Genomic DNA, 25108 nt, shown 5'->3' on the forward strand with positions numbered 1-25108 from the left:
CTCTAAGAGCGCTGCCCGCGCCATATCCCTCATCAGCGCCGGCGTATGACAAAACCATGCGCGCCGCTATATCATGCATGCTGGATGATCGGACCCCAGACCCCATTATGACGACACTGTATGAATTGAACAGCTGCGATGAAGCCGGCTTCATCGCGCATTTGCGCGGCATTTACGAACACTCGCCATGGATACCCGAACGGGCCGCCGGCGCGCGGCCGTTCGCCGGCATCACCGAATTGAAGCGCGCGCTGCAAGACGTGCTGGCCGCCGCCAGCGTCGATGAACAGCTGGGCCTGATCCGCGCCCATCCGGAACTGGCCGGCAAGGCCGCCATCGCCGGCCAGCTGACGCAGGAATCGACCCGGGAACAAGCCAAATCCGGCCTGAACCTGTGCAGCCCGGAAGAATTCGCCACGCTGCAGCAGCTCAATGCGGACTACAACGCCAAGTTCGGTTTCCCGTTCATCCTGGCCGTCAAAGGCCCGACCGGCAACGGCTTGACGCGCAGCGAGATCATCGCCACGTTTACCCGGCGCCTGAAAAACCGCCGCCAGGATGAAGTCGCCGAGTCGCTGCGCCAGATCAAGCGCATCGCCGAACTGCGCCTGAACGACTTGCTCGGCGCGACGCTGGAATTCGGCCCGCTGATCATGCAATGGTCGGAAACGCTGGGCGCCATCAGCGACAGCCCGGAACACCTGACCTGCGCCTACATGACCGCCGCGCACCAGGCCACCGCGGCCAGGCTGGCCGAATGGATGGCCGGCGCCGGCTTGCAGGTGCACATCGATGCGGTCGGCAATGTGACCGGGCGCTACCTGTCCGAAACGCCCGGCGCCAGGACGCTGGTCACCGGCTCGCACTACGACACGGTGCGCAACGGCGGCAAATACGATGGCCGGCTCGGCATCCTGCTGCCGATGGCGATCGCCGACCATTTGCACCGCGCCGGCACAAAACTGCCGTTCCACCTGGAGATCGTCGGCTTCGCCGAAGAGGAAGGCGTGCGCTTCAAGAGCACCTTCCTCGGCAGCACCGCGCTCACCGGCAAGTTCGACCCGGCGCTGCTGGAGCAGAGCGATGCGGACGGCATCAGCATGCGCAGCGCCATCAGCGCCGCCGGCCACGATGTCGCAACGATCCCGGCCATCGCGCGCGATCCGGCCAGCCTGCTCGGCTATGTCGAAGTGCATATCGAACAGGGACCGGTGCTGCTGGAACGCGACTTGCCGCTGGGCGTGGTCAGCGCGATCGCCGGCAGTTCGCGCTACCTCGTGAATTTACGCGGCCTGGCCAGCCACGCCGGCACCACGCCGATGACGATGCGCAAGGACGCCGCGGCGGCCGCCGCCGAGATCGTGCTGCTGGTCGAACAGCGCTGCGGACAAGGCGAGGCGCTGGTCGGCACGGTAGGCCAGCTGCAAGTGCCGAATGGCTCGGTCAACGTGATTCCCGGCGCCTGCGACCTGTCGCTCGACATCCGCGCCGCCAGCGATGCGGTGCGGCTGGCCGCGGTGCGCGATGTATTGGACGGCATCGCTCGAATTTGCGAACGACGCCAGGTCGACGCCGAGATCCGGCAAGTGGTGTCGGCCGACGCGGCGCCGTGCGCGCCATGGCTGATGGCGCAACTGGGCGAGGCTGTCGAACGCAGCGGCCTGCCGCGTTTCGACTTGCTGTCCGGCGCCGGCCACGACGCGATGGCGATGGCCGAGATCACCGACGTGGCGATGCTGTTCACGCGCTGCGGCAATGGCGGCATCAGCCACAATCCGCTGGAAACCATGACCGCCGACGACGCCGACATCGCGGCGCGGGTGCTGCTCGACTTCCTGCAGAATTTCAAGCCGACACCTTAATTAAGTCTTCGGCGCCGGGTCTTGCAGGTTGAACAAGCGCTTGACGACGCTTTCCAGCGTCGCGAACACGCCCTCGACGCCCGGCACCGTATTGGTCGATTGCGCGACGAACCGGCCGATACAGCCGCCGATGGTTACGCCCGGCACCATTTGATTCATCGCCAGCGAAACGTCGCGCGGCGACAGCACGCTCTCCTTGGTCTTCATCCGCAAATGACGCACCGCGGCCCGCACCGCGCCTTATGATTTCGCAACAGGGTGCGCCAGCCAGTCGCGCAGCGCCTCGGCCACGCGGCCGATCACCGGTTCCCACTGACCGGCCTGTTCCTGCAAGAACAGGCGCATCGTTTGCGGATACCACGGCGTGTCGCTGCGCCCGGACAGCCAGCGCCAGTCAGTGCGGTGATGCGGCAGCAGCACCCAGCAAGGCTTGCCCAGCGCACCCGCCAGGTGGGCCACCGCCGTATCGACGCTGATCACCAGGTCCAGGCTGTCGACCAGCGCGGCGGTGTCGGCAAAGTCGCGCAGGGCCGGGCCGAACGGCAGCAGCGGCAGCAGCGGCGACGACTCCTCTTCGCCGGCGCCTTTTTGCAGACCGACCCACTGTACCTCACTGAACACGGCCAGCGGGACCAGCATTTGCAGCGACGGCAGCGAACGGTCGGCATCGTTTTCAAACGCCGGATTGCCTTTCCAGACCAGGCCGATATTGATGCGCTCGCGCGGCAATTGGCCCGCCCAGTAGCGCTTGCGCGCCGGCTCGGCGCTCAGGTAGGGAATCGGCGCGGGGATCGTATCGAGCCGGGTGCCGCACAACCCGGGCAGGCTCAGCGTCAGGGTCCAGAAATCCCAGCCGTCGGCGGGCACCGCCTCGTCATAGGCGTACACCTGGTCGACGCCGCGCAAGGTCAGCATCAGCGATTTCAACGGCGGGTGGCAAATCAGCGCGACCCGCGCGGCGCCCCGCTCTTTCAGCAGCAGGATGTAGCGGCTAAACTGGATCGTGTCGCCGAGGCCGGCCTCAAAACTGATCACCAGCGACTTGCCGGCCAGCGGCTCGCCCTGCCAGCGCGGACACGAAAAATAAGCGGCCAGCGCGACCGATTGTTCGCGCGCTTCCAGCATGGTCCAGCCTTCTGCCATGCGCCCCTGGCGCAGCAGCAGATACGCCAGGTTGAAGCGCGCCTTGGCGCAGCCGCCGTCGAGCTGCAGCGCGCTGCGGTAGCAATCCTCGGCTTCCCGCTCGCGCCCCATATGCACCAGCAGCACGCCGAGGTTGGACCAGGCCGGCGCATGGTCCGGCTCCAGGTACAGCGCCAGCCGGCTCACCGTTTCGGCTTCGTCGAAACGCTTGGCCTTTAACAGCAGCGCCCCGAGGTTGCGGTAAATCTGCGGGTGATCCGGCAACAGTTCGATGGCGCGCCGGTAACAGGCTTCAGCCTGTTCCCAGCGCGCGGCCCGCTCGCCCAGGTAAGCCAGGTTGGCCAGCGCCGCGCCGCTGTCCGGATCGAGTTCCAGCACGCGCAGGAAGCATGCCTCGGCGGCGGCATCGTCGCCGTCGGCAAGATGACGGTTGCCTTGCGTGAAAAAGGCTAACGCCTGGTCGGATGGATGGGACATGGCTGATGGCGGGAACAAAACACAGCCGACAGCATAGCACCGCCGGCGCGGCAGCGCCGGCTTCGGTCACGCCACCCCGGCCCGCTCCAGCATCGCATGCAGCAGCACGTTGCAGCCCGCTTCCAGGTGTTCCGGCTTGGCGTCTTCGATTTCATTGTGGCTGATGCCGTCCTTGCACGGCACGAAAATCATGCCGGACGGCGCCAGCCGCGCCGCGTAAATCGCATCGTGGCCGGCTCCCGACACCACGTCCATCACTGAATAACCCAGCTTGGCGGTGGCGTTGCGCACCGCGCCGACGCAGTCCGGATGGAACGGGCATGGCGGGTAATACGAGACCCGTTCCAGCGTGATGCCGAGTCCGGATTCGGCGCGGGTGCGGTCGATGAAGGCGACCATTTCCTCGTGCATGGTGGTCAGCAGTTCTTGGTTGACGTTGCGCAGGTCGATGCTGAACTTGACTTCGCCCGGTATCACGTTGCGGCTGTTCGGAAACACTTGCACCATGCCGACCGTGCCGCGCCCGTACGGCGGATAGCGGTGGGCGATGGCCACCGCTTCCTGCATGATGCGGGTCGCCACTTGCAGCGCATCCTTGCGCAGTTGCATCGGGGTCGGCCCGGCATGCGCCTCCATGCCGCTGACCACGCAGTCGTACCAGGACAAGCCCATCACGGCCGGCACCACGCCGATCACCTTGCCGGCGTCTTCCAGCACCGGCCCCTGTTCGATATGGGTTTCGAAATACGCGCCGATCGGATGGTCGCCCGGCACCTGGTCGCCCTTGTAGCCGATCCGTTCCAGTTCCTCGCCGACGGTCTTGCCGTCGGTATCTTGCGCCGCATACGCGGTGTCCAGGCTGAAGGCGCCGCAAAACACGCCGGAACCCATCATCACCGGCACGAAGCGCGACCCTTCTTCATTGGTCCAGAACGCCACCTCGATCGGCGCCTCGGTCTGGATCTTCAAGTCGTTCAAGGTGCGCACCACTTCCAGGCCGGCCAGCACGCCGTAATTGCCGTCGAACTTGCCGCCGGTCGGCTGGGTGTCGATATGGCTGCCCGTCATCACCGGCGGCAGCGCATTATTGGTCCCGTCGCGGCGCATGAACACATTGCCGATCTGGTCGATGGTGATGCTCATGCCGGCTGCGCGGCCCCAGCCGACCACCAGGTCGCGTCCCTGTTTATCGAGGTCGGTCAGCGCCAGCCGCTTGACGCCGCCTTTCGGGGTGGCGCCGATTTGCGCCAGTTCCATCAGCGCGGCCCACAGCCGGTCGCCATTGATACGTATCTCGCTGTGCAATTCACTCATCTGGAAACTCCTTGAGTTTGACGGTTCAAACGGCGGACGTGGCGCTGAAAGCGGGCCGCTCGACATAACGTCCGGCCCCCTCCACCGCCGTCAGTTCGCCGCGATGGAATACCACGTTGCCGGCCGCCAGCGTGGTGCTCGGGATGCCGCGCACGGTGCGGCCCTCGAACACGTTAAAACCGCCCTTGGCGAATTGCGTTTTGGCTGAAATGGTGCGCGTGCCTTGCGGGTCCCAGACCACGATGTCGGCGTCGGCACCGACCGCAATCAAGCCCTTGCGCGGGTACATATTGAAAATCTGCGCCGCGTTGGTCGACGTGACGCGGACAAACTCGGACGGCGTCAGCTTGCCGGAATTGACGCCGGCGTCCCACACCACCGCCATGCGGTCCTCGACGCCGCCGCAGCCGTTCGGGATCTTGGTGAAATCGTCGCGGCCGGCCGCCTTCTGTTCGGCGCAAAACGTGCAGTGGTCGGTCGCGGTGGTGTGCAGGTTGCCGCTTTGCAGGCCGTGCCACAGCGACGCCTGGTGCGCCTTGCCGCGGAACGGAGGACTCATCACGTGACCGGCCGCGTAATCGAAATCGGTGCTTTGGTACACGCTGTCGTCGATCACCAGGTGGCCGGCCAATACTTCGCCATACACCTTCTGGCCATTGGCGCGGGCGCGCGCGATCGCGTCCAGCGATTCGCTGCACGACACATGCACCACGTACACCGGCGTGTTGAGCACATTGGCGATGGCGATGGCGCGGTTGGCCGCCTCGGCCTCGACCGCCGGCGGGCGCGACAGCGGATGCGCCCGCGGCCCGGTGATGCCCTGCTTCAGCAGCGATTGCTGCAGCTGGAATACCAGCTCGCCGTTTTCCGCATGCACGGTCGGCAGCGCGCCCAGTTCCAGCGCGCGCGAAAAGCTTTTCACCAGCGTTTCATCGTCGGCCATGATGGCGTTTTTATAGGCCATGAAATGCTTGAAGCTGTTCACGCCATGCTCGCGCACCAGGATGCCCATTTCTTCATGCACGCTGTCGTCCCACCAAGTGACCGCGACGTGGAACGTGTAGTCGCCGGCCGATTTGGCGGCCCAGCCGCGCCAGGTGTGGTAAGCCTCCAGCAGCGACTGCTTCGGCGCCGGGATCACGAAGTCCATGATGGTGGTGGTGCCGCCGGCCAGGCCGGCCGCGGTACCGCTGAAAAAATCGTCCGAGGTCACCGTGCCCATGAACGGCAAGTTCATATGGGTGTGGGTGTCGATCCCGCCCGGCATCACGTACTGGCCGCTGGCGTCGATCACCTGGGCCGACGGCGGCGCCTCCAGGTTGTCGCCGATGGCGACGATCTTGTCGCCGTAACACAGCACATCGGCGCGAAACGCGCGGTCCGCATTGACCACGGTGCCGCCACGAATAATCGTAGTCATGTCACTCTCCTTGAATCAAGACCGCACCACGCGCATCGCCGGCACGGCCTTGCCCTTCATTTGCAAGCCATAGGCCAGCGCCGACAGCGCAACGCCAACGAACCAGGCATAGGTATAAATGGTCTTGAAAACGTCCGCCACATGGGGAAACGTAGCGGGAAACGCGGCATGCAGGAAGCCGGGAATATTCGGCAGCACGCCGACCGCGAAAGCTACCAGCGCCGCCGTGTTCCAGCCATTGCCGTAAGAGTATTTGCCATCGTCGCGGTACAGTTGCGCGACATCCAGCCGGGTCTTGCGGATGAAGTAATAATCGACGATCAGGATGCCGGCGATCGGCCCCAGCAGCGCCGAATAGCCGATCAGCCACGTGAAGATATAACCCTGGGTCGATTCCAGCACCTTCCACGGCATCATCACGATGGCGATCGAGGCGGTGATATAGCCGCCCATCTTGTATGAAATCCGCTGCGGCGCCAGCGAGGAAAAATCGTAGGCCGGTCCGACCAGGTTGGCCGCCAGGTTGACGCTGACGGTATCGATCAGCAAGACGATCAGCGCGACCAGCACCGCCGCGCCGGCCATGCGGCTGGCCAGGTCGACCGGATCCCAGATCGCCTTGCCGTACAAGACCACCGACGCCGACGTGACGATCACCGCCAGCATGGCCAGCAAGCCCATCGGCACCGGCAAGCCGATGCTCTGGCCGACGATCTGGTCGCGCTGGCTCCTGGCGAAACGGGTGAAGTCGGGAATGTTCAGCGCCAGCGTGGCCCAGAAGCCGACCATCGCGGTCAGCGAGGGCCAGAACACCACCCAGAACTGGCCGGCCTTTTTACCGCCGGGGATGAATTGCGAAGGCTGGTCGAGCAGCGCAGCGACGCCGCCGGCGCGGGTATGCACCCAATACAACAAGACCAGGCAAATCAGGATTTTCAGCGGCGCGGTATAGGTTTCCAGCTTGCGGATCGCCTCCATGCCGTGCAGGATGTAGTAAAACTGGATCGCCCAGAAGGCCAGGAAACACAGCAGCTGGCTGCCGTTGATGCCCAGCCAGGCGATCTTGTCGCCGCCCAGCTCACGGCCCAGCAGCACGCCCATCAGGATATAAATCATCTGGCCGCCGAACCAGGTCTGGATGCCGTACCAGCCGCAGGCGACAATCGCCCGCATCAGCGCCGGCAAGCGCGCGCCGGAAGTGCCGAACGAGGAGCGCGCCAGCACCGCGTAAGGAATGCCGTACTTGGTGCCGGCATGGCCGATCAGCAGCATCGGCAACAGCACGATGGCGTTGGCCAGAAACACCGTGAGCACCGCCTGGTAGCCGGACATGCCGCTGTCGATCAAACTGGCCGACAAGGTGTAGGCCGGAATGCACATCACCATGCCGACCCACAGCGCGGCGAAGTGATACCAGCGCCAGCTGCGCTGCGCCGCCGTGGTCGGCGCCAGGTCGGCGTTCCATAGCTGCGTATTGCCTGAGAAATCTTGGTTCACGAATTGTTCTCCATCGGTAGACGCCCCTGCGTCATAGTGGACGCAGGGGATGCGGGTTATCGGAGTATTGTTGTTAGTGACAGCACAGTCCGCATTAGTTTATAACAAATATGACGCTGGAAATGTCTTACCTAGGTTGCGGCGACTCGGCTCTGGGATTGCGCGCATCTTGCGTCCAGTTCATATACGGCTTGCCGCTTTCCTGGCGCACCATCGTGATGCAACCCTGCACCGGACAAGTGATTTCGCACAGGTTGCAACCGACGCATTCCTCCTTGATCACTTCATAGGTGCGCACGCCGGCGGCGTCGATCAGTTGCGCGATCGACTGGTGCGACGTGTCTTCGCAGGCGACGTAGCATTTGCCGCACTTGATGCAATCGTCCTGGTTGATTTGCGCAATGACCTGGTAATTCATGTCCAGGTATTTCCAGTCGGTGGTGTTGGACACCGCCTTGCCGCAAAAATCGCCGATGGTTTGATAGCCCTTCTCGTCCATCCAGCGCGACAAGCCGTCCTTCATCTCTTCGACGATGCGAAAACCGTGCAGCATCGCGGCGGTGCACACTTGCACCGAGCCGGCGCCGAGCGCGATGAATTCGGCCGCGTCGCGCCAGTTGCCGATGCCGCCGATGCCGGAAATCGGCAAGCCGTGGGTGGCCGGATCGCGGGCGATTTCCGCCACCATATTGAGTGCGATCGGTTTCACCGCCGCGCCGCAATAACCGCCGTGGGTGCTGGCGCCGCCGACGATCGGCAAGGCCACCATGCGGTCCAGGTCGAGCGAGGTGATCGAGTTGATGGTGTTGATCAGCGAGACCGCATCGGCGCCGCCGGCCAGCGCGGCGCGGGCCGGCATGCGCACGTCGGTGATGTTCGGCGTCAGCTTGACGATCACCGGCAGGCGCGAGTATTTCTTGCACCAGGCGGTAACCATTTGCACATACTCCGGCACCTGCCCGACCGCCGCGCCCATGCCGCGTTCCGGCATGCCGTGCGGGCAGCCGAAATTGAGTTCGATGCCGTCGGCGCCGGTCGCCTCGACCTTGGGCAGGATCTCGGCCCACAGCCGTTCTTCGCACGGCAGCATCAGCGACACGACCATCGCGCGGTCCGGCCAGTCCTTCTTGACTTGCGTGATTTCGCGCAGGTTGATGTCCAGCGAACGGTCGGTGATCAGCTCGATATTATTAAAGCCGATCACTTCGCGGTTCTTGCCGTACAGCGCGGAATAGCGCGACGACACGTTGACCGGCGGCGGATCTTCGCCCAGCGTTTTCCACACCACGCCGCCCCAGCCGGCCTCGAAGGCGCGCACCACGTTATACGCCTTGTCGGTCGGCGGCGCGGACGCCAGCCAGAAGGGATTCGGCGCCTTGATGCCGCAAAAATCGATGCTCAGGTCAGCCATGCTGCGCCTCCGCCTTGGACAGGATATCGTGATGGATGGCCAGTGCGGCCAGTTTGCCGTGCTGGACGGCTTGCACCGTCAAGTCCTGGCCAGGGGCGACACAGTCGCCGCCGGCGTAAATGCCCGGCAAGACCGTGCGGAACTGGCTGTCGACGGCGATCTTGTCGCCATCGCGCCGCAGCAGTGCGGCCAGCGGATCGGCCTTGATGCCGGCTTCGTCCAGGCTTTGGCCGATGGCCTTGAAAATCGCGTCGGCGGCGATCTCCACCGTTTCGCCGGTAGCAATCAGGCGGCCATTGTCGGCCCGGGTTTTCTCGAAGCGCATGCCGGCCACGCGGCCGGCGCCATCCAGCAATACTTGCTGCGGCTGCGCCCAGGTCAGCATGCGCACCTGGTTGGCCTTGGCGATGTCCTGTTCGTGATGGGTCGCGCTCATCGCCTCGAAGCCGCGGCGGTACACCAGCGTGACTTCTTCGCAGCCGAGGCGCTGGATTTGCACCGCCATGTCGATCGCGGTATTGCCGGCGCCGATGACGATGGCCCGCTTCGGCAGCGGCAGCTTGCTTAAATCATCGGCCTGGCGCAGCTCGGCGATGTAGTCGACCGCGGCCAGCAGACCCGGGGCATCTTCGCCGGTCAGGCCCAGCTTGCGGCTGGCGCCCAGGCCCAGGCCGAGGAAGACCGCGTCGTATTGTTGATGCAGTTCCCTGAGCTGCAGATTGCCGCCCAGGGTCTGGCTACATCGAATTTCGATGCCGCCGATGCCGAGCAGGAAGTCCACTTCCTTTTGCGCGAAATCGTCGGTCAATTTGTATTTGGCGATGCCGTACTCATTCAGGCCGCCGGCCTTTTCGCGCGCCTCGAAAATCACCACGTCGTGGCCCAGCATCGCCAGCCGGTGCGCGCAGGACAGGCCGGCCGGGCCGGCGCCGACCACCGCCACGGTCTTGCCGGTGGACGGCGCGCGCTGGAACGGATGGCTGGCAAAAGTCATGTTGTCGACCGCGTGGCGTTGCAGCAGGCCGATCTTGACCGGCTGGCCTTCGGCGTCGTGATTGCGCACGCAGACATCCTGGCACAGGATCTCGGTCGGACAGACGCGGGCACAACTGCCGCCCAGGATATTCTGCTTCAGGATGGTCGCCGCGGCGCCATTGATATTCTTGTCGTGGATGTTGCGGATAAAGCTGGCGACGTCGATTTCCGACGGGCAGATGCGGCTGCACGGCGCATCGTAGCAATACAGGCAGCGTGCGCTTTCGATCGCCGCCTGGCGCGGCGTCAAGGCCGGCGCCAGGTCGGTGAAATGCCCGGCCAGGTCGCTATTGGACAAGCCAGGCTGCGGCAGGTAGTTCAGGGATTCGATCATCATTTCCATTCCTGCGGATTAATTAGGGACTCATATCGATACGACTGAATTGCTGGACCGCTTATTTCATCTGCGGAAAAGCAAATTCCACACCAGCGCTGGCGGTATTCGGCCAGCGCTGCATCACGGCCTTGTGGCGCGTATAAAAGCGCACGCCTTCGGGACCGTAGGCATGATGGTCGCCGAACATGCTGCGCTTCCATCCGCCAAAACTGTTGAAGGCCATCGGCACCGGCAGCGGCACATTGACGCCGACCATGCCGACCTGGATCTGGCGCACGAACTCGCGCGCCACGCCGCCGTCGCGGGTGTAGATCGCCACGCCGTTGCCGTACTCGTTGGCGTTGATCAGGGCCACCGCGCTGGCCACGTCCGGCGCGCGCAAGATGCACAGCACCGGGCCGAAAATCTCTTCCTTGTAGATGCTCATGTCGGGCGTCACATGGTCGAACAAGGTGCCGCCGACGAAGAAGCCGTTTTCGCGTCCAGCCACGACGTGGTTGCGGCCGTCGACCACCAGCGTGGCGCCCTGCTCGACGCCGTCGCCGATCAGTTTTTCGATGCGCTGCTTGGCCGCGCTGGATACCACCGGCCCCATTTCGGCATCGTGCGCCATGCCGTCGCGTATTTTCAGTGCGGCCGTGCGCCGTGCCAGTGCGGCCGTCAATTGATCGCCGACGCCGCCGACCGCCACCACCACCGAAATCGCCATGCAGCGCTCGCCGGCCGAACCGTAGGCGGCGCCGACCAGCGCATCGACCGTCATTTCCAGGTCGGCGTCGGGCATCACCACCATATGATTTTTCGCGCCGCCCAGCGCCTGCACCCGCTTGCCGCTGGCGCTGCCGCGCGCATAGATATATTCGGCGATCGGGGTCGAACCGACGAAGCTGACGGCCTGCACCACCGGATGATCGAGCAGCGCATCGACAGTGACTTTATCGCCCTGTACCACGTTGAACACGCCGTCCGGCAAGCCCGCTTCCTTGAGCAGTTTTGCATGCAGCAGCGAGGCCGACGGATCGCGTTCGGACGGCTTCAGCACGAAGGTATTGCCGCAGGCGATGGCGACCGGGAACATCCACATCGGCACCATCACCGGAAAGTTGAACGGCGTGATGCCGGCCACCACGCCGAGCGCCTGGCGCATGGCCCAGGCGTCGATGCCGCGTGAAATCTGGTCGGTGAATTCGCCCTTCAGCAATTGCGGAATGCCGACCGCGAATTCGACCATTTCGATGCCGCGCGCAACTTCGCCCTGCGCATCGGAAAACGTCTTGCCATGTTCGCGGGTCAGCATCGCGGCGAATTCATCGACATGCTGCTGGCACAGTTGCAGGTACTTGAACAGCACCCGGGCGCGCGTCAGCGGCGGCGTGGCCGACCACGCCGGAAAGGCGGCGGCGGCGGCTTGCACCGCGCTATCGACGTCGCCGGCCGTGCCGAGCGCCACGCGCGCCACCGGCTCGCCCAGCGCCGGGTTGTACACATCGGCATAACGGCCGCTGTCCGTATCGACGTTGGCGCCGTTAATAAAATGGGTGATGGTGTCGAGATGACTCATATTGATTGCTTCCATCCGGTGGTTTAGTCGAGGTGTTTCAGTACGCTGGCCAGCTTACCGAACAGTTCGTCGATGTGCTGTTTCTCCAGCACCAGCGGCGGCGACAGGGCGATGATGTCGCCGGTAGTCCTGATCAGTACGCCGTCTGCGAACGCTTTCTTGAAGGCGTCGAAGGCGCGCGCGCCCGGCTTGCCGGCAATCGGCGCCAGTTCGATGCCGGCGATCAGGCCGATGCTGCGCAAGTCGATCACGTGCGGCAAGCCCTTCAAGGAATGCACCGCGTCGGCCCAGTATTCCTGCATGCCTTGCGCATGTTGCAGGATGTTTTGTTCTTCGAATACTTCCAGCGTCGCCAGCGAGGCGGCGCACGCCAGCGGGTGGCCGGAATAGGTATAGCCGTGGAACAGTTCGATGCCGGCCGGGCCATCCATGAAGGCGTCGTGGATGTGCTGTTTGGTAAACACCGCGCCCATCGGCACCATGCCGTTGGTCAGCCCCTTGGCGACCGTCATCAGGTCCGGCTCGACGTCGAAATAGTCGGCCGCGAATGGCGTCGTCAGGCGGCCGAAGCCGGTGATGACTTCGTCAAAGATCAGCAGGATGCCGTGTCTGGTGCACAGTTCGCGCAAGCGTTTCAGGTAGCCCTTCGGCGGGATCAATACGCCGGTCGAGCCGGCCACCGGTTCGACGATGACGGCGGCGATGGTCGAGGCGTCGTGCAGCGCGACGATGCGTTCCAGTTCGTCGGCCAAGTGGGTGCCGTACTCCGGTTCGCCGCGCGTGTAGGCGTTCTGCTCCAGATTGTGGGTGTGCGGCAGATGGTCGACGCCGGGCAGCAGCGGGCCGAAGGTCTTGCGGTTGCCGGCGATGCCGCCGACCGAGATGCCACCGAAACCGACGCCGTGATAGCCGCGCTCGCGGCCGATCAGCCGGGTCCGTCCCGCTTCGCCGCGCGCGCGATGGTAGGCCAGCGCCATCTTCAGCGCGGTATCGACCGCCTCGGAACCGGAGCTGGTGTAGAACACGTGGCCAAAGCGGTGATTGGTGTAGTCCATCAGCTTTTCGGCCAGGTCGAAGGCGGCCGGATGGCCCATCTGGAAGGTCGGCGCAAAGTCGAGCTGGCCGACCATTTCGCGGATCGCGCCGACGATTTTCGGCTGTCCGTGGCCGCACGGCACGCACCACAGGCCGGCCGTGCCGTCCAGGATCTGCTTGCCGTCGACGTCCTTGTAATACATGCCTTCGGCCGAGACCAGCAGGCGCGGATGGGCCTTGAAGTCACGGTTATTGGTGAAAGGCATCCAAAACGAGGCCATGGATGCGGGTCTGGATTCATTCATGTGGTTCTCCGGTAATGACAACGCAAGAGCGATGCGCATGTTTTTTTACTAGTTGCAAAATAATTTACCATTTGGCAAAAATATGATCTAATCATAGACAGCGCTTCGACTGTTGCACAGATACACAAATCTCAAATTGTTCCAACCGTACAGGTCAGAAAACCGCTACAGTTTTGTTCATTGCAGCGTAGAGAGTGTTGAAATGGATCAAGCGGACAGAGAGACTGACGAAAACGATTGCGGCAAATCCGCCACCGGCTGGCCGGTGCTGGCCATCGAGCGCAGCAAAAAAGGCAGCCTGGTGGAACAGATCGTGTCGGCCGTCACGGCGATGGTGGGCCAGCGCGATTTACGTATCGGTACCAAAATGCCATCGGTGCGGCAATTCGCCAAGTGTAACGGCGTGTCCACCTTTACAGTGGTCGAATCCTACGACCGGCTGGTCAACCTCGGCTTGCTGTCGTCGCGCCGCGGCTCCGGTTATTTTGTCGCGCGCCAAGAAGCGGCGGTCACTTCCCAGTCGCTGGTCCACAGCAACCCGACCGTCATCGATGCGCTGACGCCTGGCCTCTATTGCGGCATGTCGGAAGCGCTGCCGGTCGGCGCCGGCTGGCTGCCGCCGGAAATGTATGGCGAAACCACGCTGCTGGCCGCGGTGCGCCAGGCGATGAAGATTCCCGCCGGCCGCTTGCGCGGTTATGGCCATCCGCTCGGTTTTCCGTCGCTGCGCCAGCACCTGGCGGCCATGCTGTCCGACGAATTGTTCAGCGTCGGCCCCGACCAGATCTTGCTGACCAACGGCGCCACCCATGCGTTCGACCTGGTCTTGCGCAGCCTGACCAAGCCGGGCGACACGGTATTCGTCGAAGATCCGGGCTACAGCAACCTGCTGTCGCTGATACGGCACCACGGCTGCATCCCGGTCGGCATACCACGCGGCGAGCACGGACTCGATATCGACGAGCTGGTGCGGCAAGCGGCGCTGACCCAACCCAAGCTGATGTTCGTCAATACGGTGCTGCAAAATCCGCTCGGTACCTCGCTCAGCCACGCCCAGGCGCACCGCTTGCTGGCGCTGGCGGAGCAATTCGATTTCTGGCTGGTCGAAGACGATATCTACCGCGAGCTGACGCCGCGCGGCGAAGCATCGCTGGCGGCGATGGATGGCTTGCGCCGCGTGATCCGGATTGGCAGCTGCTCCAAGACGCTGTCGCCGGTACTGCGGGTCGGTTCGATTGCGGCGTCCGGTTCGCTGCTGCCGGAACTGCTGCGCGTCAAGATGCTGGCCGGTTTGACGACCTCCGAAATCAATGAGCGGGCCGCTTATCACGCGCTCTCGGCGCGGCCGTATAAACGCATGATCGAACGGCTGGTGCAGCAACTGGAAACCAGCCGCCAGCGCAGCATCGACAACCTGGCGCTGGCCGGATTGTCTCCGCTGGCGCAGCCGCGCGGCGGCATGTTCGTCAGCGCCGGCTGGCCCGATGCGGCGACGCCGGAATGGCACGGCAAGGCGATCGCCGAGCGGGCGCTGAAGTCCGGCATCCTGCTGTCGCCAAATGATTTTTTCATGCTGCGCGAACCGCAAACGGTGTGGTTCCGTTTTAATGTCGCGTATAGCGATTCGCCACAGCTGCTCGCATTTTTACAATCCGTACGTCCACGCTAAACCATCATGGCCACCATCAAGGGAGACAGCATGCGGCAGGAAAATCGGGCGCCCGTCAAACGGCGCGTGCTGAACCGCGACCGGCTGGAAGCCGACATCGTCGAACAGGCGGTGCGGGTGTTCGCCGAGTGCGGTTATGAAGGCACCTCGATCGCCGTCATCGCCGAGCGGGTCGGGCTGTCGAAACAAAACCTGATGTATTATTTCCCGAGCAAGCAGGCGCTGTACCAGCGCGTGCTGGACGATGTGCTGGACGACTGGCTGGCGCGCATGGAAACGCTGGCCGACGACCACCGGCCGCCGCAAGACCTGCTGCGTTGCTACATCCAGGCCAAGCTGCGCTTCTCGCGCGAGCAGCCGTGGGCGTCGCGCGTGTATGCGATGGAAGTGATCGCCGGCGCGCCGGTGTATGGCGAACAGATACGCACCCGGGTGGTGCCGCTGCTGCGCAAGGATATCGCGGTGTTCGAACAATGGATCGCGGCCGGCCAGATGGCGCCGGTCAACGCGACCCATCTGATGTTTGCGATCTGGGCCATGACACAGTCGTACGCCGATTTCTCGGCGCAGATGGCACTGGTGCTGGACCGCGCACAATTGACGGAGCAGGACTTCGACGATGGCGCGGAGATGATCACGCACATGGTGCTGGCGGCAGTCGGCCGCCCTGCCGCCCCATGAAAAAACTGCGCGGCTATCAGGCCGCGGCTTGCTTGCCCTTGGCCGCCTTACGGCGCGCCACGCAGCCCAGCAAGCCCAGGCCGGCCAGCCACATCGCATAGGATTCCGGTTCCGGCACCGGCGAAATCAAACCCGGCACGTCGACCGGTTTGAAGGCGTTGTTGCCAATAGTCGTCGTCATGTTCGAATTCCAATTGCCGACCACAACATTGCCCTCAATATTACCTGCGCCGCCCCACAAGGTGGCCGATGGCGCCAGCAGATTCGCGCTTAAATTCATGCTTTGCGGCATAGCCAGGTCTGTCGCCTCATAAAAATTAAATAAAAGATTGTAGATAAAAGAAGATCCCATATCCACGTTATAAGAAAAACCACTGGATTTTCCACTGACATTCACGATGATGGTGTCGTAAGCGTGCGTGTTATAGAAGCTGACGGTTGAGGCAGACCGGAGATCGTAGCCGGAAACATTGAACACTTGCACCTTACCGCTGCCGCTGCCAGTAAAGTTCAAGTCCCTGCCGTTCGAAGCCAGTTTCGACGAACCGGTACTCGCGACCGTGGAAAGCGAGGTCGAGACATTTTTCAAATGCGCCGACGTATCGGCAAACGACAATGGCGGAGTAGTCGATTTGGTGCTGGTAAAGGCACTGGCGCTGTTATTAATACGGCTGTTGCCACCGACATAATACATATCGTTCCGTTGCGCGTTACCGACACTGCCAGAATTGAAATTCAAGTCGCCACCAACCGCCAGCGAAAAAGCGGAATCGCCATCCTTGTTTTTTCCATGAATATTCACATAAGAATTGGAGACATTCATGTTTCCAGCCACCAGCAAAGTGCCGCCAACTTGGCTTCCCCCGGAACTGAAGTTACCCAAGGTGTAAACATTGGCGCCGCCGATATTCAAGTCGACCACGCCGGCCTGGGCAAGACCAGTGGTCAAGATTGTCGATAACAGAAAAACGGCTGGTATTTTGGAGAATGCGATCATGTCATATGAATTAATAGTCAAGTTATATTAAATGATATCACAATTTACAATTTCTTAAGTACTATTGGTATGAAATAAATAATATCCCCACTCACGATGCTGGCAAGCGTCCTTATGCCACCTCGCGCAAGAGTGCCCCCCCATACCGAAGGCACACAAAAAACCCGCCAGCACGGCGGGTTTGATCGAAAACGGCCAGGCCGTTCCAGTACACCTTCATCAAGACATGCAGGCTGCGGCTTGCTTGCCCCTGCCTGCCTTGCGGCGCGCCACGCAACCCAGCAAGCCCAGGCCGGCCAGCCACATCGCATAGGACTCCGGTTCGGGCACCGGCGAAATCAAACCCGGCACGTCCGCCGGTTTGAAGGCGTTGTTGCCAAGGATATCAATATTCGAATTCCAGTTGCCGACCACCACGTTGCCGTTGATCGTCCCCCTGCCGCCGTTTACGGTGGCCAGCGGCGCCAGTATATTGCCCTTCAAGTTCAAGTTTTGCGGCACCCACAGTTCCGTCGCCTCATAAAAATTGAACAGCACGTTGTAATTGCCGAAACCGATCAAGTTCGCATCGCTGAAACCGCCCCATGCTCCGCTGATATTCAGAATCAAGGTGTCGTTGGGGTTGAGTTTGTTGAATTCGAATTTATAGTCTTTTTGACCATACAAGGTATGGCTAGGGATATTAAATATTTGCACATTGCCGCTACCGCTGCCCGTCAAGGTCAAATCGTAGGCCGAATGATGCCACGAATAATAAATGCTTTTAACTTGGGAAAGCGACGTCGACAACTCCTTCAATTGCGCCGAGGTTTGCTCAAACGATAATGGCGAACTGTCCGATGGGCTGGCGTCATTCAACATGCTCTTGCCGATATTGCTGACGCCACCGGCATGATAGCTGCCGTTATTGATCGAACCGGAGCGGTAATTCAAGTCGCCGCCAACCGCCAGCGCGGAATTCCCGTAAGCGTCTTTATTTTGGCCATTCACCGAATAATTGGAAACATCCATGTTTCCAGCCACCAGCAAGGCGCCGCCCACCTTGCCGGAGCTGGAACTGAAATTACCCAAGGAATAGGCATTGGCGCCGCCAATATTCAAGTCCAGCACGGCAGCCTGGGCAAGACCAGCGGTCAAGACTGTCGATAACAGAAAAACGGCTGGAATTTTGGAGAGTGCGATCATGTCATGTGAGTTAATAGTTAAATTATATTAAATGATATCACAATTTACAATTAACTAAGTACCATTGGTATAAAATAAATAACATCCCCCACTCCCGCCGCGGGCAAGCGGCCCCATGCCACCCCGCGCAAGAGTGCCCCCCATACCGAACGCACATAAAAAAACCCGCCAGCACGGCGGGTTTGATTGGAAACGGCCTGGCCGTTTCAATACACGTTCATCAATACTCAGGCGGCAAGCAGCTTGCCCTTGGCTGCCTTGCGGCGCGCCACGAAACCCAGCAAGCCCAGGCCGGCCAGCAACATCGCATAGGTTTCCGGTTCCGGCACCGGCGATACCAACCCTGCCACGTCGGACGCCTTGAAGGCATTGCCGCCGCCGATGGCGATGTTCGAATTCCAGTTACCGACCACCACGTTGCCATTGATCGACCCATTGCCGCCGTTCACGCTGGCCAGCGGCGCCAGCACGCTGCCATCCAGGCCAAAGCCTTGCAGCGACAGGCTGCTCGCTTCATAGAAATTGAACAGCACATTGTATTTGTTCAAGCCGTTCAAGCCGACGTTGTTGAACCCGGACACACTGCCGCTGACATTGACGATGACAGTATCGTTGGCCTTCAGCTTATTGAAGGATAAATTATTCGCCGACAACAGGCTGGCGCCGCTGATGTCAAACACTTGCACGCCGCCGTTACCGCTGCCGGTCAGCGTCAAGCCGCCCGGGGCTGCCGTCGCGGTGCCGGTGGCGGCCACTTTCGACAGCGACAGCGCCGTATTTTTCAACTGGGCCGAGGTTTCGGTAAACGACAGCGGCGCACTGCCCGACTGCGCCGCGCCGCCGCCAAAGCCGGTGTTGCTGATATTGCTGCTGCCGCCGACATAATAGCTGCCGTTATTGATCGAACCGGACTGGTAGTTCAAGCTGCCGCCGACCACCAGCGCATACGCCGAGCTGCCATAGGCGTCTTTATTCTGGCTATTGATCGAATAATTGGAGGCATTCATGCTACCGGCGACCAGCAAGGCGCCGCCGACACTGCTGTTGCTGGAGTTGAAGCTGCCCAGCGTGTAAAAATTGGCGCCGCCGATGCCGAGGTCGACCACGGCCGCCTGTGCGGCGCCGGCCGAAAACGCCGCGGACAACAGCAAGATCGTTGATGCTTTTGGCAATATAGACATTTTGTTTCCGAAGAGGAAATTAAGTTACACAGAGAATATCATAATTGATGAGTTTGCTTGTCTCATAAAACAGCATAATCTGTAACAAAATTACAAAACAAATTTCCCATGAGGCAACTTTATAAATCAACGCTCCATGCGCAGCGCTATAAAATTTCTATTACACAATAGCCATAGTGATAGCATGAGAGATTCGGCGGTTGTCTTGAGGCGGCTGCCATCATTTACCTGGATCAATAAAGGATAGGCATGAAACAGTTGTCATTGGCGCGCAAGCTGGCCCGGATCGGCGGCGCCCTGTTGGTCATGTTCGGCAGCGCCGCGCAAGCCCAGACTTTCAGCATGATAGAAAACCAGCCCTTGAACGAGACATGGCTGAACGCCGGCTTTTACTCGTATCACTTCAAGCGCGACAAGGATTTGAACGACAGCAATCCAGGCCTGGGCGCCGAATACCGTTTCTCGACCGTATCCTCGGTCACCGCCGGCCGTTTCTACAATAGCGACCGGGCGTATTCCAACTATGCCGGCCTGTATTACCAGCCCATCGCGATCGGCCCGTTCCGCCTCGGCGCGGTGGTCGGCGGTTTTAACGGCTACCCGAAAATGCGCGACGGCGGCTGGTTCCTGGCGGCGATTCCCACCATCAGTTATGAATACCAGCGCGTCGGCCTGAACCTGGCCATTATTCCGCCGTACAAGGATCGTTTGTATGGCGCGTTGAGTTTCCAATTAAAGCTCAAAGTCTGGGAGTAAAACAGACAGGGCAGGCGCTTCATTCCCCGCACCTGCAATTCATGCCGCCATTTGCGCATTTCATCGGAAACGCGGGGCGGCGCTGGCGCTTCGTGGTTATATTGACCACATCGACAGGCCGCCTTCGCGGCCGGACCAGGAGCCCAGCCATGAAAGATATCAACTTCAAACCCCTAGCTATGCTGTTCAAACAAGTGTGGCAGGAATTGTATCGCCTCGGTAGCCTCGGTATCGAGGCGATCGGCGCCATGTCCTGGCCGGCGCTGCTCGCCTGCGCCATCGGCTGCGCGTTCTTGCTGGCCATCTTGCCGCTGGCGCTGACCTTGTTTGTCATTTTCTTGCTGATCAAGTGGGCTACCGCCACCGTGGTGATAGCCAATGTGCGCACCAAATCAAAGACGGAACAGGAACAAGCACAGTAAAATGTTATTTTTACAAAAAACTGCGCGCCACGCACAATGCCACGCATCATGCTAAGCATGACGCCAGGCATGGCGTGCCGTCCTATGGAAAATGCTGCAAAGTCTGAGGCCCATCAAGCTCCGCGCTATGCACCTGCTACAGCTTGAACGACATATGTCAAAAGTGATCGAAGTTTCTCCATCACTGTGTTAGGAGTTTTCTTATGTCCACTATCCCCAAGCATACCCAGTCCAGCGTGATGCCGTGCCTGCGTTATCACGATGCGCCAGCCGCGATCGCGTGGCTGTGCAATACCTTTGGTTTTGAAAGACAATTGGTGGTGCCCGATGAAAATGGCGGCATCGCCCACGCCCAATTATCGTTCGGAAACGGCATGATCATGCTCGGCTCGGTCGCCGATTCCGAATACGGCCGCCTGATGAAACAGCCGTCCGAAACCGGCGGCGCGAATACCCAGAGCGCCTACCTGGTGGTCAGCGACGCCGACCTGGTCTACCGCCGCGCCAGGGAAGCCGGCGCCGACATCGTGCTCGATATCCAGGATGAGCAATACGGCGGACGCGGCTTCACCTGCCGCGATCCGGAAGGCCATGTGTGGAGTCTGGGCACTTACGATCCATGGTAAAACGGAGCACTATGATCACGATCGGCGCCACCGCCGCCAGCGTTTTGCTGATCGGCGGTTTCCTGTCCGCGCCGGCACTGGTCGATCAAAACCTGAATCGCGTCTCTCCGTCCGAGGCGGCGACGCCGTCAGCCCGGGCGCTGGCGCTGCACCGCTCCTTGTGGATCGCCGACCTGCATGCGGACACCTTGCTGTGGCAGCGCGACCTGAACCGGGAAAGCCACACCGGCCACGTCGACCTGCCGCGGCTGGCGCGCGGCAATGTCGCGCTGCAGGCATTTTCGGTGGTCACCAAAACCCGGCGCAACATGAATATCGACAGCAACGGCGCCGGCACCGACAACATCACCGCGCTGGTGATCGCGCAGGGCATGCCGGCCGCCACCTGGAACAGCCTGCTCGAACGGGCGCTGTACAAGGCTGGCCGGCTAAGCGACTTCGCCGATGACAGCAACGGCGGCTTCCGCATGGTCGGCAGCCGCGCCCAGCTGCGCGACTTTATCGCGGCGCGCCAGAAAAATCCGCAATTGACGGCCGGCTGGCTGACGCTGGAAGGCGCGCATGCGCTGGAAGGCGGCCTCGATAACCTGGGACGTTTATACCGCGCCGGCTACCGCATGGCGGCGCCGGCGCATTTCTTCGACACCGAGCTGGCCGGTTCGCAGCACGGCCGGCAAAAAGGCGGCCTGACGCCGCTGGGCCGCAGCTGGCTGAAGGAGATGGAACACCTGAAGATGATCGTCGACCTGGCCCATGCGTCGCCAGCCACCATCGACGACGTGCTGGCCAGCGCCACGCGGCCGCTGATGGTGTCGCATACCGGCGTGCGCGGCACTTGTCCAAACGACCGCAACCTGAGCGATGTTCAATTGAAGAAAATCGCCGCGCAAGGCGGCTTGATCGGCATCGGTTTCTGGAATACCGCGGTGTGCGGCAAGGATGTGGCGGCGATCGCCCGCGCCATCCAGTACACGGTGGCGCTGGTCGGCGCCGGCCACGTCGCCTACGGTTCGGCTTTCGACGGCGCCGTGACCACCGCGATCGATGCGGCCGGTTTGCCGAAGCTGACCCAGGCCCTGCTCGACGCCGGCTTGACGGAGCAGCAGATCAGGCGCATCGCCGGCGAAAACGTACGCGATTTCCTGTTGGCTAATTTGCCCGACGACGACGCTTAAATTGAAACCGACAGCGCCGCGACCAGCGCCTGGTCGGCCACTTGCTGCGGCCTGATCTTGATCAGGTCGCGGTACAGCGGCGGCAAGCCGGCGCACAGCGCCTGCAATTGAGGCTCGGGCAGCGCCGCCCGCACATACTGGAATTGCGCCGGATTATAGTCGGGCAGCGCCCCTTCCATGGTCGAACCGTAGGCGCCCAGGTTCATGAAACTGGCGGCGCTGTGGTCCGGGCCGATGGCGAAAACAAAGGTGCCCTCTTTCGGGTGCGCCAGGCAGGCGCCGATCTCTTGACGCAGCGCCGGCTCGGCCTGCGCCATCAATTCATAACGCAGTTGCGCATACTGGCGCGTGCATTCCATGAACGGCGTGCGGATCGCCGATTGCGCCAGATTACCGGGCGCGCACAACAGCAAATTACCGAAGGAGTCGAGCAAGGCGACGGCGTCGCCTTTGCCGCCGTCCTGCCGGTCCTGCTCCATCGCGGCCAGCAGGAATGGCGCCAGCCCGGCGTCGGGCCGATGCGGCGCGCAGCGGTACGTCAGCGCCGCCGGATAACGCCGCTTCAGCGCGCGCACCACCACATGCTGCGCCGGCAAACTGGCGGGGTCTTTCAGATGCTGCCGGCCGATGTCGGCGTTCAGCAATTCCATCACGTCGGCCGACGTCGATTCGAACACCAGCGAGCATAAGGCCTGGGTCGCCTCGCTGATGGTCTTGCCGATGAAAAAAGACTTGGGCGCGGCGCCGGTCGCGGCGCGCGCATATTCCGACGCGCCGCGCACGGCGGGATAGCAAAATCGCCGCTGCGCGTCGTCTTGCAAGCCTTCCGGCAGCGCAGCGAAGGTGGTGCTCGCGTCGTAATTGATGCCGGCCTTGACATCGGCCGCCGCGATCACCACGTTAAAACCGGCTTCCAGGATCGCCCCGGTGCACATGCAGCACGGGTCGAGCGAGGTGACGATGGTCATCTCGCCCGGCGGCGGCAAGTCGCGGCCCTTGGCACGCTCGGCGAAATACCAGTCGACCAGTTGCCGCTCGCCGTGCGCGGTCGGGTCGAAGATCGCCCCGTTGCGCACCACGTTGTTGTGCATCGATTGCAGCACGTTGCCGGACTGGTCGAGCAGTACGCCGCCGACGCCGAAGGTGCCTTGCGTCTTGGCCGCCATGGCCTCGGCGGCCGCGATGGCGACCGCCGCCTGGATGTCGATAGTCTTGTTCAAGACGGGCTCTTACATCTTCAGGTCGGCGTTGCCAAAACCATGCGGCAACAGCCAGCCGGCCGTCACTTCCATGATGTCGTTTTTCAGGTTGGTCAACAACACCGGCAAGTCCGGGCCGCCCAGTTCGAATATCACCTGGCGGCACGCGCCGCACGGCGCAATCGGCTCGGCGGTGTCGCCGGTGACCACCAGCCTGGCGAAATCGCCCGGCTGGCAGCCATGCGCGAAGGCGCTGAAAAACGCCGTGCGTTCGGCGCAATTGCACAAGCCGTAGGCCGCGTTCTCGACGTTACAGCCGCGGAACACGCGGCCATCCTTGCACAGCAGCGCCGCGCCGACCTTGAATTTCGAGTACGGCGTGTAGGCGCTCAAACGCGCCGCGTTCGCTTCGGCGATCAAGTCCTTGTCATTCATCTGGCTATCCTTAGTCTATACAATCGGCAGCGTCGCATCATGGACGAATCGAGCGGTACACCACAGGGTGCGCGGCCAGCGCGATTTCGCTGATTTCGTACGCTTGCTGGATTTCCTTGACCGCTTGCTGCGCCGCCGCTTCGGTGCGCGCATGCACCATCGCCAGCGGCTGGCCGGCCGCCACTTTGTCGCCCAGGCCGACCAGGTCGGTCAGGCCGACCGCGAAGTCGATGTCATCGCTGGCGCGGCGGCGCCCGCCGCCCAGCGCCACCACCGTCAAGCCGATGCCGCGGCAATCGCGCACATTGGCATAGCCCGCTTTCAAGGCCGGCGCCGGCACCACGAACGGCGCGCGTTCCAGGTAATTGTCTTCGTTGCCGACCAGGTCGGCCGGGCCGCCCAGCGCCGCCACCATGCGCGAGAAACGCTCCGCCGCCTGGCCCGAATCGAGCGCCGCCATCAGCTTGACACGCGCCGCCTGTTCGGTATCGGCCAGGCCGCCCAGCACCAGCATTTCGGCGCACAGCGCCAGCGTCACTTCGTGCAGGCGGGCCGGGCGCGAACGGCCGGTCAGGTAATCGATCGCGCCGCGCACTTCCAGCGCATTGCCGGCGTAAGGCGCCAGCGATTCGTTCATGTCGGTCAGGATGGCCGAGGTTTGCATGCCGGCGCCGTTACCGACATCGACGATGCTTTGCGCCAGCTCCACCGATTTTTCATAGGTCGGCATGAAGGCGCCGCTGCCTACCTTGACATCCATCACCAGCGCATCGAGGCCGGCCGACAGTTTTTTGGCCAGGATCGAGCCGGTGATCATGGCCACCGATTCGACCGTGCCGGTGACGTCGCGGATGCCGTAGAAACGCTTGTCGGCCGGCGCCAGCTGCGCGGTCTGGCCGATGATGGCGACGCCGACTTCCTTGACCACCTTGCGGAACAAGTCATTGTCCGGCACGGTGGTGTAACCAGGGATCGCGTCGAACTTGTCGAGCGTGCCGCCGGTGTGGCCCAGTCCGCGCCCGGAAATCATCGGCACGTAGCCGCCGCAAGCGGCGATCATCGGTCCCAGCAGCAGCGACACCACGTCGCCGACGCCGCCGGTCGAATGCTTGTCGACCACCGGGCCCGGCAAGTTCAGCGAACGCCAGTCCAGCACCTGGCCCGAATCGCGCATCGCCAGCGTGAAGGCGACCCGTTCATCCATGTTCATGTCGTTGAAAAATACCGCCATGCCGAGCGCCGCGATCTGGCCTTCGGTGATGCTGCCGTCGGTAATGCCGCGCACGAAAAACTGGATTTCTTCGGCGCTCAATACGCCCTTGTCGCGCTTCTTGCGAATGATTTCTTGAGTTAAAAACATGAACTGCTCCCCGATGTGAATGATA

Annotated in this window: 22 protein-coding genes; 7 read left to right on the forward strand and 15 right to left on the reverse strand. The window is 62.1% G+C overall.

Going from position 1 to position 25108, the window contains the following annotated elements; translation table 11 throughout:
• Positions 1-107 precede the first annotated feature (107 nt).
• The gene (locus GJA_RS20375; RefSeq protein WP_038495953.1) at positions 108-1862 is read left to right on the forward strand and encodes an allantoate amidohydrolase; all 1755 of its coding nucleotides are present in this window, start codon (positions 108-110) and stop codon (positions 1860-1862) included.
• Here GJA_RS20375 and GJA_RS20380 read toward each other — a convergent pair whose 3' ends face one another.
• The 9 genes from GJA_RS20380 to aptA form a co-directional block, all read right to left on the reverse strand.
• Complete coding sequence (locus tag GJA_RS20380) at positions 1863-2069, reverse strand: hypothetical protein (RefSeq protein WP_038495956.1); 207 nt, start codon at positions 2067-2069, stop codon at positions 1863-1865.
• A gap of 33 nt (positions 2070-2102) precedes the next feature.
• Positions 2103-3482, reverse strand: a complete 1380-nt coding sequence (locus GJA_RS20385; protein ID WP_038495958.1) for a tetratricopeptide repeat protein — start codon at positions 3480-3482, stop codon at positions 2103-2105.
• 66 nt (positions 3483-3548) lie between these two features.
• Positions 3549-4796 carry a Zn-dependent hydrolase gene (locus GJA_RS20390; protein ID WP_038495961.1) on the reverse strand — a complete coding sequence of 416 codons (1248 nt, stop codon included), beginning with the start codon at positions 4794-4796 and terminating at the stop codon, positions 3549-3551.
• A gap of 25 nt (positions 4797-4821) precedes the next feature.
• Positions 4822-6216 (reverse strand): dihydropyrimidinase, encoded by a 1395-nt coding sequence (hydA, locus tag GJA_RS20395; RefSeq protein ID WP_038495964.1) that lies wholly within the window; start codon positions 6214-6216, stop codon positions 4822-4824.
• Positions 6217-6231: 15 nt separating this feature from the next.
• Positions 6232-7713 (reverse strand): NCS1 family nucleobase:cation symporter-1, encoded by a 1482-nt coding sequence (locus GJA_RS20400; protein WP_038495967.1) that lies wholly within the window; start codon positions 7711-7713, stop codon positions 6232-6234.
• Positions 7714-7840: 127 nt separating this feature from the next.
• Complete coding sequence (gene preA, locus GJA_RS20405) at positions 7841-9124, reverse strand: NAD-dependent dihydropyrimidine dehydrogenase subunit PreA (protein ID WP_038495970.1); 1284 nt, start codon at positions 9122-9124, stop codon at positions 7841-7843.
• Entirely contained in the window at positions 9117-10496 is a 1380-nt protein-coding gene (locus tag GJA_RS20410; protein WP_081905513.1) for an NAD(P)-dependent oxidoreductase, read from the reverse strand. The genes preA and GJA_RS20410 overlap by 8 nt, the downstream gene beginning before the upstream one ends.
• 58 nt (positions 10497-10554) lie before the next feature.
• Entirely contained in the window at positions 10555-12057 is a 1503-nt protein-coding gene (locus tag GJA_RS20415; RefSeq protein WP_038500614.1) for a CoA-acylating methylmalonate-semialdehyde dehydrogenase, read from the reverse strand.
• A 23-nt stretch (positions 12058-12080) separates the two neighbouring features.
• Positions 12081-13397 (reverse strand): omega-aminotransferase AptA, encoded by a 1317-nt coding sequence (aptA, locus tag GJA_RS20420; protein WP_038495974.1) that lies wholly within the window; start codon positions 13395-13397, stop codon positions 12081-12083.
• Between the two features lie 202 nt (positions 13398-13599).
• Here aptA and GJA_RS20425 point away from each other — a divergent pair, with 202 nt between their 5' ends.
• Both GJA_RS20425 and GJA_RS20430 read left to right on the forward strand, forming a co-directional pair.
• On the forward strand, positions 13600-15066 hold the full coding sequence (locus tag GJA_RS20425) for an aminotransferase-like domain-containing protein (protein WP_051781186.1): 1467 nt from the start codon (positions 13600-13602) through the stop codon (positions 15064-15066).
• 30 nt (positions 15067-15096) lie between these two features.
• Positions 15097-15747: a TetR/AcrR family transcriptional regulator gene (locus GJA_RS20430; RefSeq protein ID WP_242404592.1), complete on the forward strand. Its 651-nt coding sequence runs from the start codon at positions 15097-15099 to the stop codon at positions 15745-15747.
• Positions 15748-15763: 16 nt separating this feature from the next.
• Here GJA_RS20430 and GJA_RS20435 read toward each other — a convergent pair whose 3' ends face one another.
• The 3 genes from GJA_RS20435 to GJA_RS20445 form a co-directional block, all read right to left on the reverse strand.
• Complete coding sequence (locus tag GJA_RS20435; protein WP_038495980.1) at positions 15764-16744, reverse strand: choice-of-anchor A family protein; 981 nt, start codon at positions 16742-16744, stop codon at positions 15764-15766.
• Positions 16745-16963: 219 nt separating this feature from the next.
• On the reverse strand, positions 16964-17881 hold the full coding sequence (locus tag GJA_RS20440; protein WP_167541137.1) for a choice-of-anchor A family protein: 918 nt from the start codon (positions 17879-17881) through the stop codon (positions 16964-16966).
• Positions 17882-18156: 275 nt separating this feature from the next.
• Positions 18157-19110 (reverse strand): choice-of-anchor A family protein, encoded by a 954-nt coding sequence (locus GJA_RS20445; RefSeq protein ID WP_038495984.1) that lies wholly within the window; start codon positions 19108-19110, stop codon positions 18157-18159.
• Positions 19111-19359: 249 nt separating this feature from the next.
• On the opposite strand from GJA_RS20445, the gene GJA_RS20450 reads away from it, so the two are divergent.
• From GJA_RS20450 to GJA_RS20465, 4 genes are all read left to right on the forward strand, one after another.
• Positions 19360-19866: a hypothetical protein gene (locus GJA_RS20450; protein ID WP_038495986.1), complete on the forward strand. Its 507-nt coding sequence runs from the start codon at positions 19360-19362 to the stop codon at positions 19864-19866.
• 149 nt (positions 19867-20015) lie between these two features.
• Complete coding sequence (locus GJA_RS20455; RefSeq protein WP_144241604.1) at positions 20016-20288, forward strand: hypothetical protein; 273 nt, start codon at positions 20016-20018, stop codon at positions 20286-20288.
• 203 nt (positions 20289-20491) lie between these two features.
• Positions 20492-20914 carry a VOC family protein gene (locus GJA_RS20460; protein ID WP_038495991.1) on the forward strand — a complete coding sequence of 141 codons (423 nt, stop codon included), beginning with the start codon at positions 20492-20494 and terminating at the stop codon, positions 20912-20914.
• An 11-nt stretch (positions 20915-20925) separates the two neighbouring features.
• Positions 20926-22089 (forward strand): dipeptidase, encoded by a 1164-nt coding sequence (locus GJA_RS20465; RefSeq protein ID WP_038495993.1) that lies wholly within the window; start codon positions 20926-20928, stop codon positions 22087-22089.
• On the opposite strand, the gene GJA_RS20470 is transcribed toward GJA_RS20465, so the two are convergent.
• Genes GJA_RS20470 through deoA form a run of 3 tightly spaced genes read right to left on the reverse strand, consistent with a single transcriptional unit; the run spans position 22086 to position 25083 of the window.
• Entirely contained in the window at positions 22086-23309 is a 1224-nt protein-coding gene (locus GJA_RS20470) for a nucleoside deaminase (RefSeq protein WP_038495994.1), read from the reverse strand. The genes GJA_RS20465 and GJA_RS20470 overlap by 4 nt on opposite strands.
• 9 nt (positions 23310-23318) lie before the next feature.
• On the reverse strand, positions 23319-23723 hold the full coding sequence (locus GJA_RS20475) for a cytidine deaminase (RefSeq protein ID WP_038495996.1): 405 nt from the start codon (positions 23721-23723) through the stop codon (positions 23319-23321).
• A gap of 37 nt (positions 23724-23760) precedes the next feature.
• Positions 23761-25083 carry a thymidine phosphorylase gene (deoA, locus tag GJA_RS20480; protein WP_038495998.1) on the reverse strand — a complete coding sequence of 441 codons (1323 nt, stop codon included), beginning with the start codon at positions 25081-25083 and terminating at the stop codon, positions 23761-23763.
• Between the last annotated feature and the right edge of the window lie 25 nt (positions 25084-25108).

Source organism: Janthinobacterium agaricidamnosum NBRC 102515 = DSM 9628 (assembly GCF_000723165.1).
Lineage (GTDB): Bacteria > Pseudomonadota > Gammaproteobacteria > Burkholderiales > Burkholderiaceae_D > Janthinobacterium > Janthinobacterium agaricidamnosum.

What these genes read in the sequence shown, in the direction of transcription:
- preA (WP_038495970.1), bottom strand. Translation starts at nt 9,124, where the DNA reads ATGGCTGACCTGAGCATCGATTTTTGCGGCATCAAGGCGCCGAATCCC.
- GJA_RS20385 (WP_038495958.1), bottom strand. Translation starts at nt 3,482, where the DNA reads ATGTCCCATCCATCCGACCAGGCGTTAGCCTTTTTCACGCAAGGCAAC.
- GJA_RS20445 (WP_038495984.1), bottom strand. Translation starts at nt 19,110, where the DNA reads ATGTCTATATTGCCAAAAGCATCAACGATCTTGCTGTTGTCCGCGGCG.
- deoA (WP_038495998.1), bottom strand. Translation starts at nt 25,083, where the DNA reads ATGTTTTTAACTCAAGAAATCATTCGCAAGAAGCGCGACAAGGGCGTA.
- GJA_RS20460 (WP_038495991.1), top strand. Translation starts at nt 20,492, where the DNA reads ATGTCCACTATCCCCAAGCATACCCAGTCCAGCGTGATGCCGTGCCTG.
- GJA_RS20430 (WP_242404592.1), top strand. Translation starts at nt 15,097, where the DNA reads ATGCGGCAGGAAAATCGGGCGCCCGTCAAACGGCGCGTGCTGAACCGC.
- GJA_RS20455 (WP_144241604.1), top strand. Translation starts at nt 20,016, where the DNA reads ATGAAAGATATCAACTTCAAACCCCTAGCTATGCTGTTCAAACAAGTG.
- GJA_RS20475 (WP_038495996.1), bottom strand. Translation starts at nt 23,723, where the DNA reads ATGAATGACAAGGACTTGATCGCCGAAGCGAACGCGGCGCGTTTGAGC.
- GJA_RS20450 (WP_038495986.1), top strand. Translation starts at nt 19,360, where the DNA reads ATGAAACAGTTGTCATTGGCGCGCAAGCTGGCCCGGATCGGCGGCGCC.
- GJA_RS20410 (WP_081905513.1), bottom strand. Translation starts at nt 10,496, where the DNA reads ATGATGATCGAATCCCTGAACTACCTGCCGCAGCCTGGCTTGTCCAAT.
- GJA_RS20465 (WP_038495993.1), top strand. Translation starts at nt 20,926, where the DNA reads ATGATCACGATCGGCGCCACCGCCGCCAGCGTTTTGCTGATCGGCGGT.
- GJA_RS20390 (WP_038495961.1), bottom strand. Translation starts at nt 4,796, where the DNA reads ATGAGTGAATTGCACAGCGAGATACGTATCAATGGCGACCGGCTGTGG.
- hydA (WP_038495964.1), bottom strand. Translation starts at nt 6,216, where the DNA reads ATGACTACGATTATTCGTGGCGGCACCGTGGTCAATGCGGACCGCGCG.
- GJA_RS20415 (WP_038500614.1), bottom strand. Translation starts at nt 12,057, where the DNA reads ATGAGTCATCTCGACACCATCACCCATTTTATTAACGGCGCCAACGTC.
- GJA_RS20425 (WP_051781186.1), top strand. Translation starts at nt 13,600, where the DNA reads ATGGATCAAGCGGACAGAGAGACTGACGAAAACGATTGCGGCAAATCC.
- GJA_RS20375 (WP_038495953.1), top strand. Translation starts at nt 108, where the DNA reads ATGACGACACTGTATGAATTGAACAGCTGCGATGAAGCCGGCTTCATC.
- GJA_RS20435 (WP_038495980.1), bottom strand. Translation starts at nt 16,744, where the DNA reads ATGATCGCATTCTCCAAAATACCAGCCGTTTTTCTGTTATCGACAATC.
- GJA_RS20380 (WP_038495956.1), bottom strand. Translation starts at nt 2,069, where the DNA reads ATGAAGACCAAGGAGAGCGTGCTGTCGCCGCGCGACGTTTCGCTGGCG.
- aptA (WP_038495974.1), bottom strand. Translation starts at nt 13,397, where the DNA reads ATGAATGAATCCAGACCCGCATCCATGGCCTCGTTTTGGATGCCTTTC.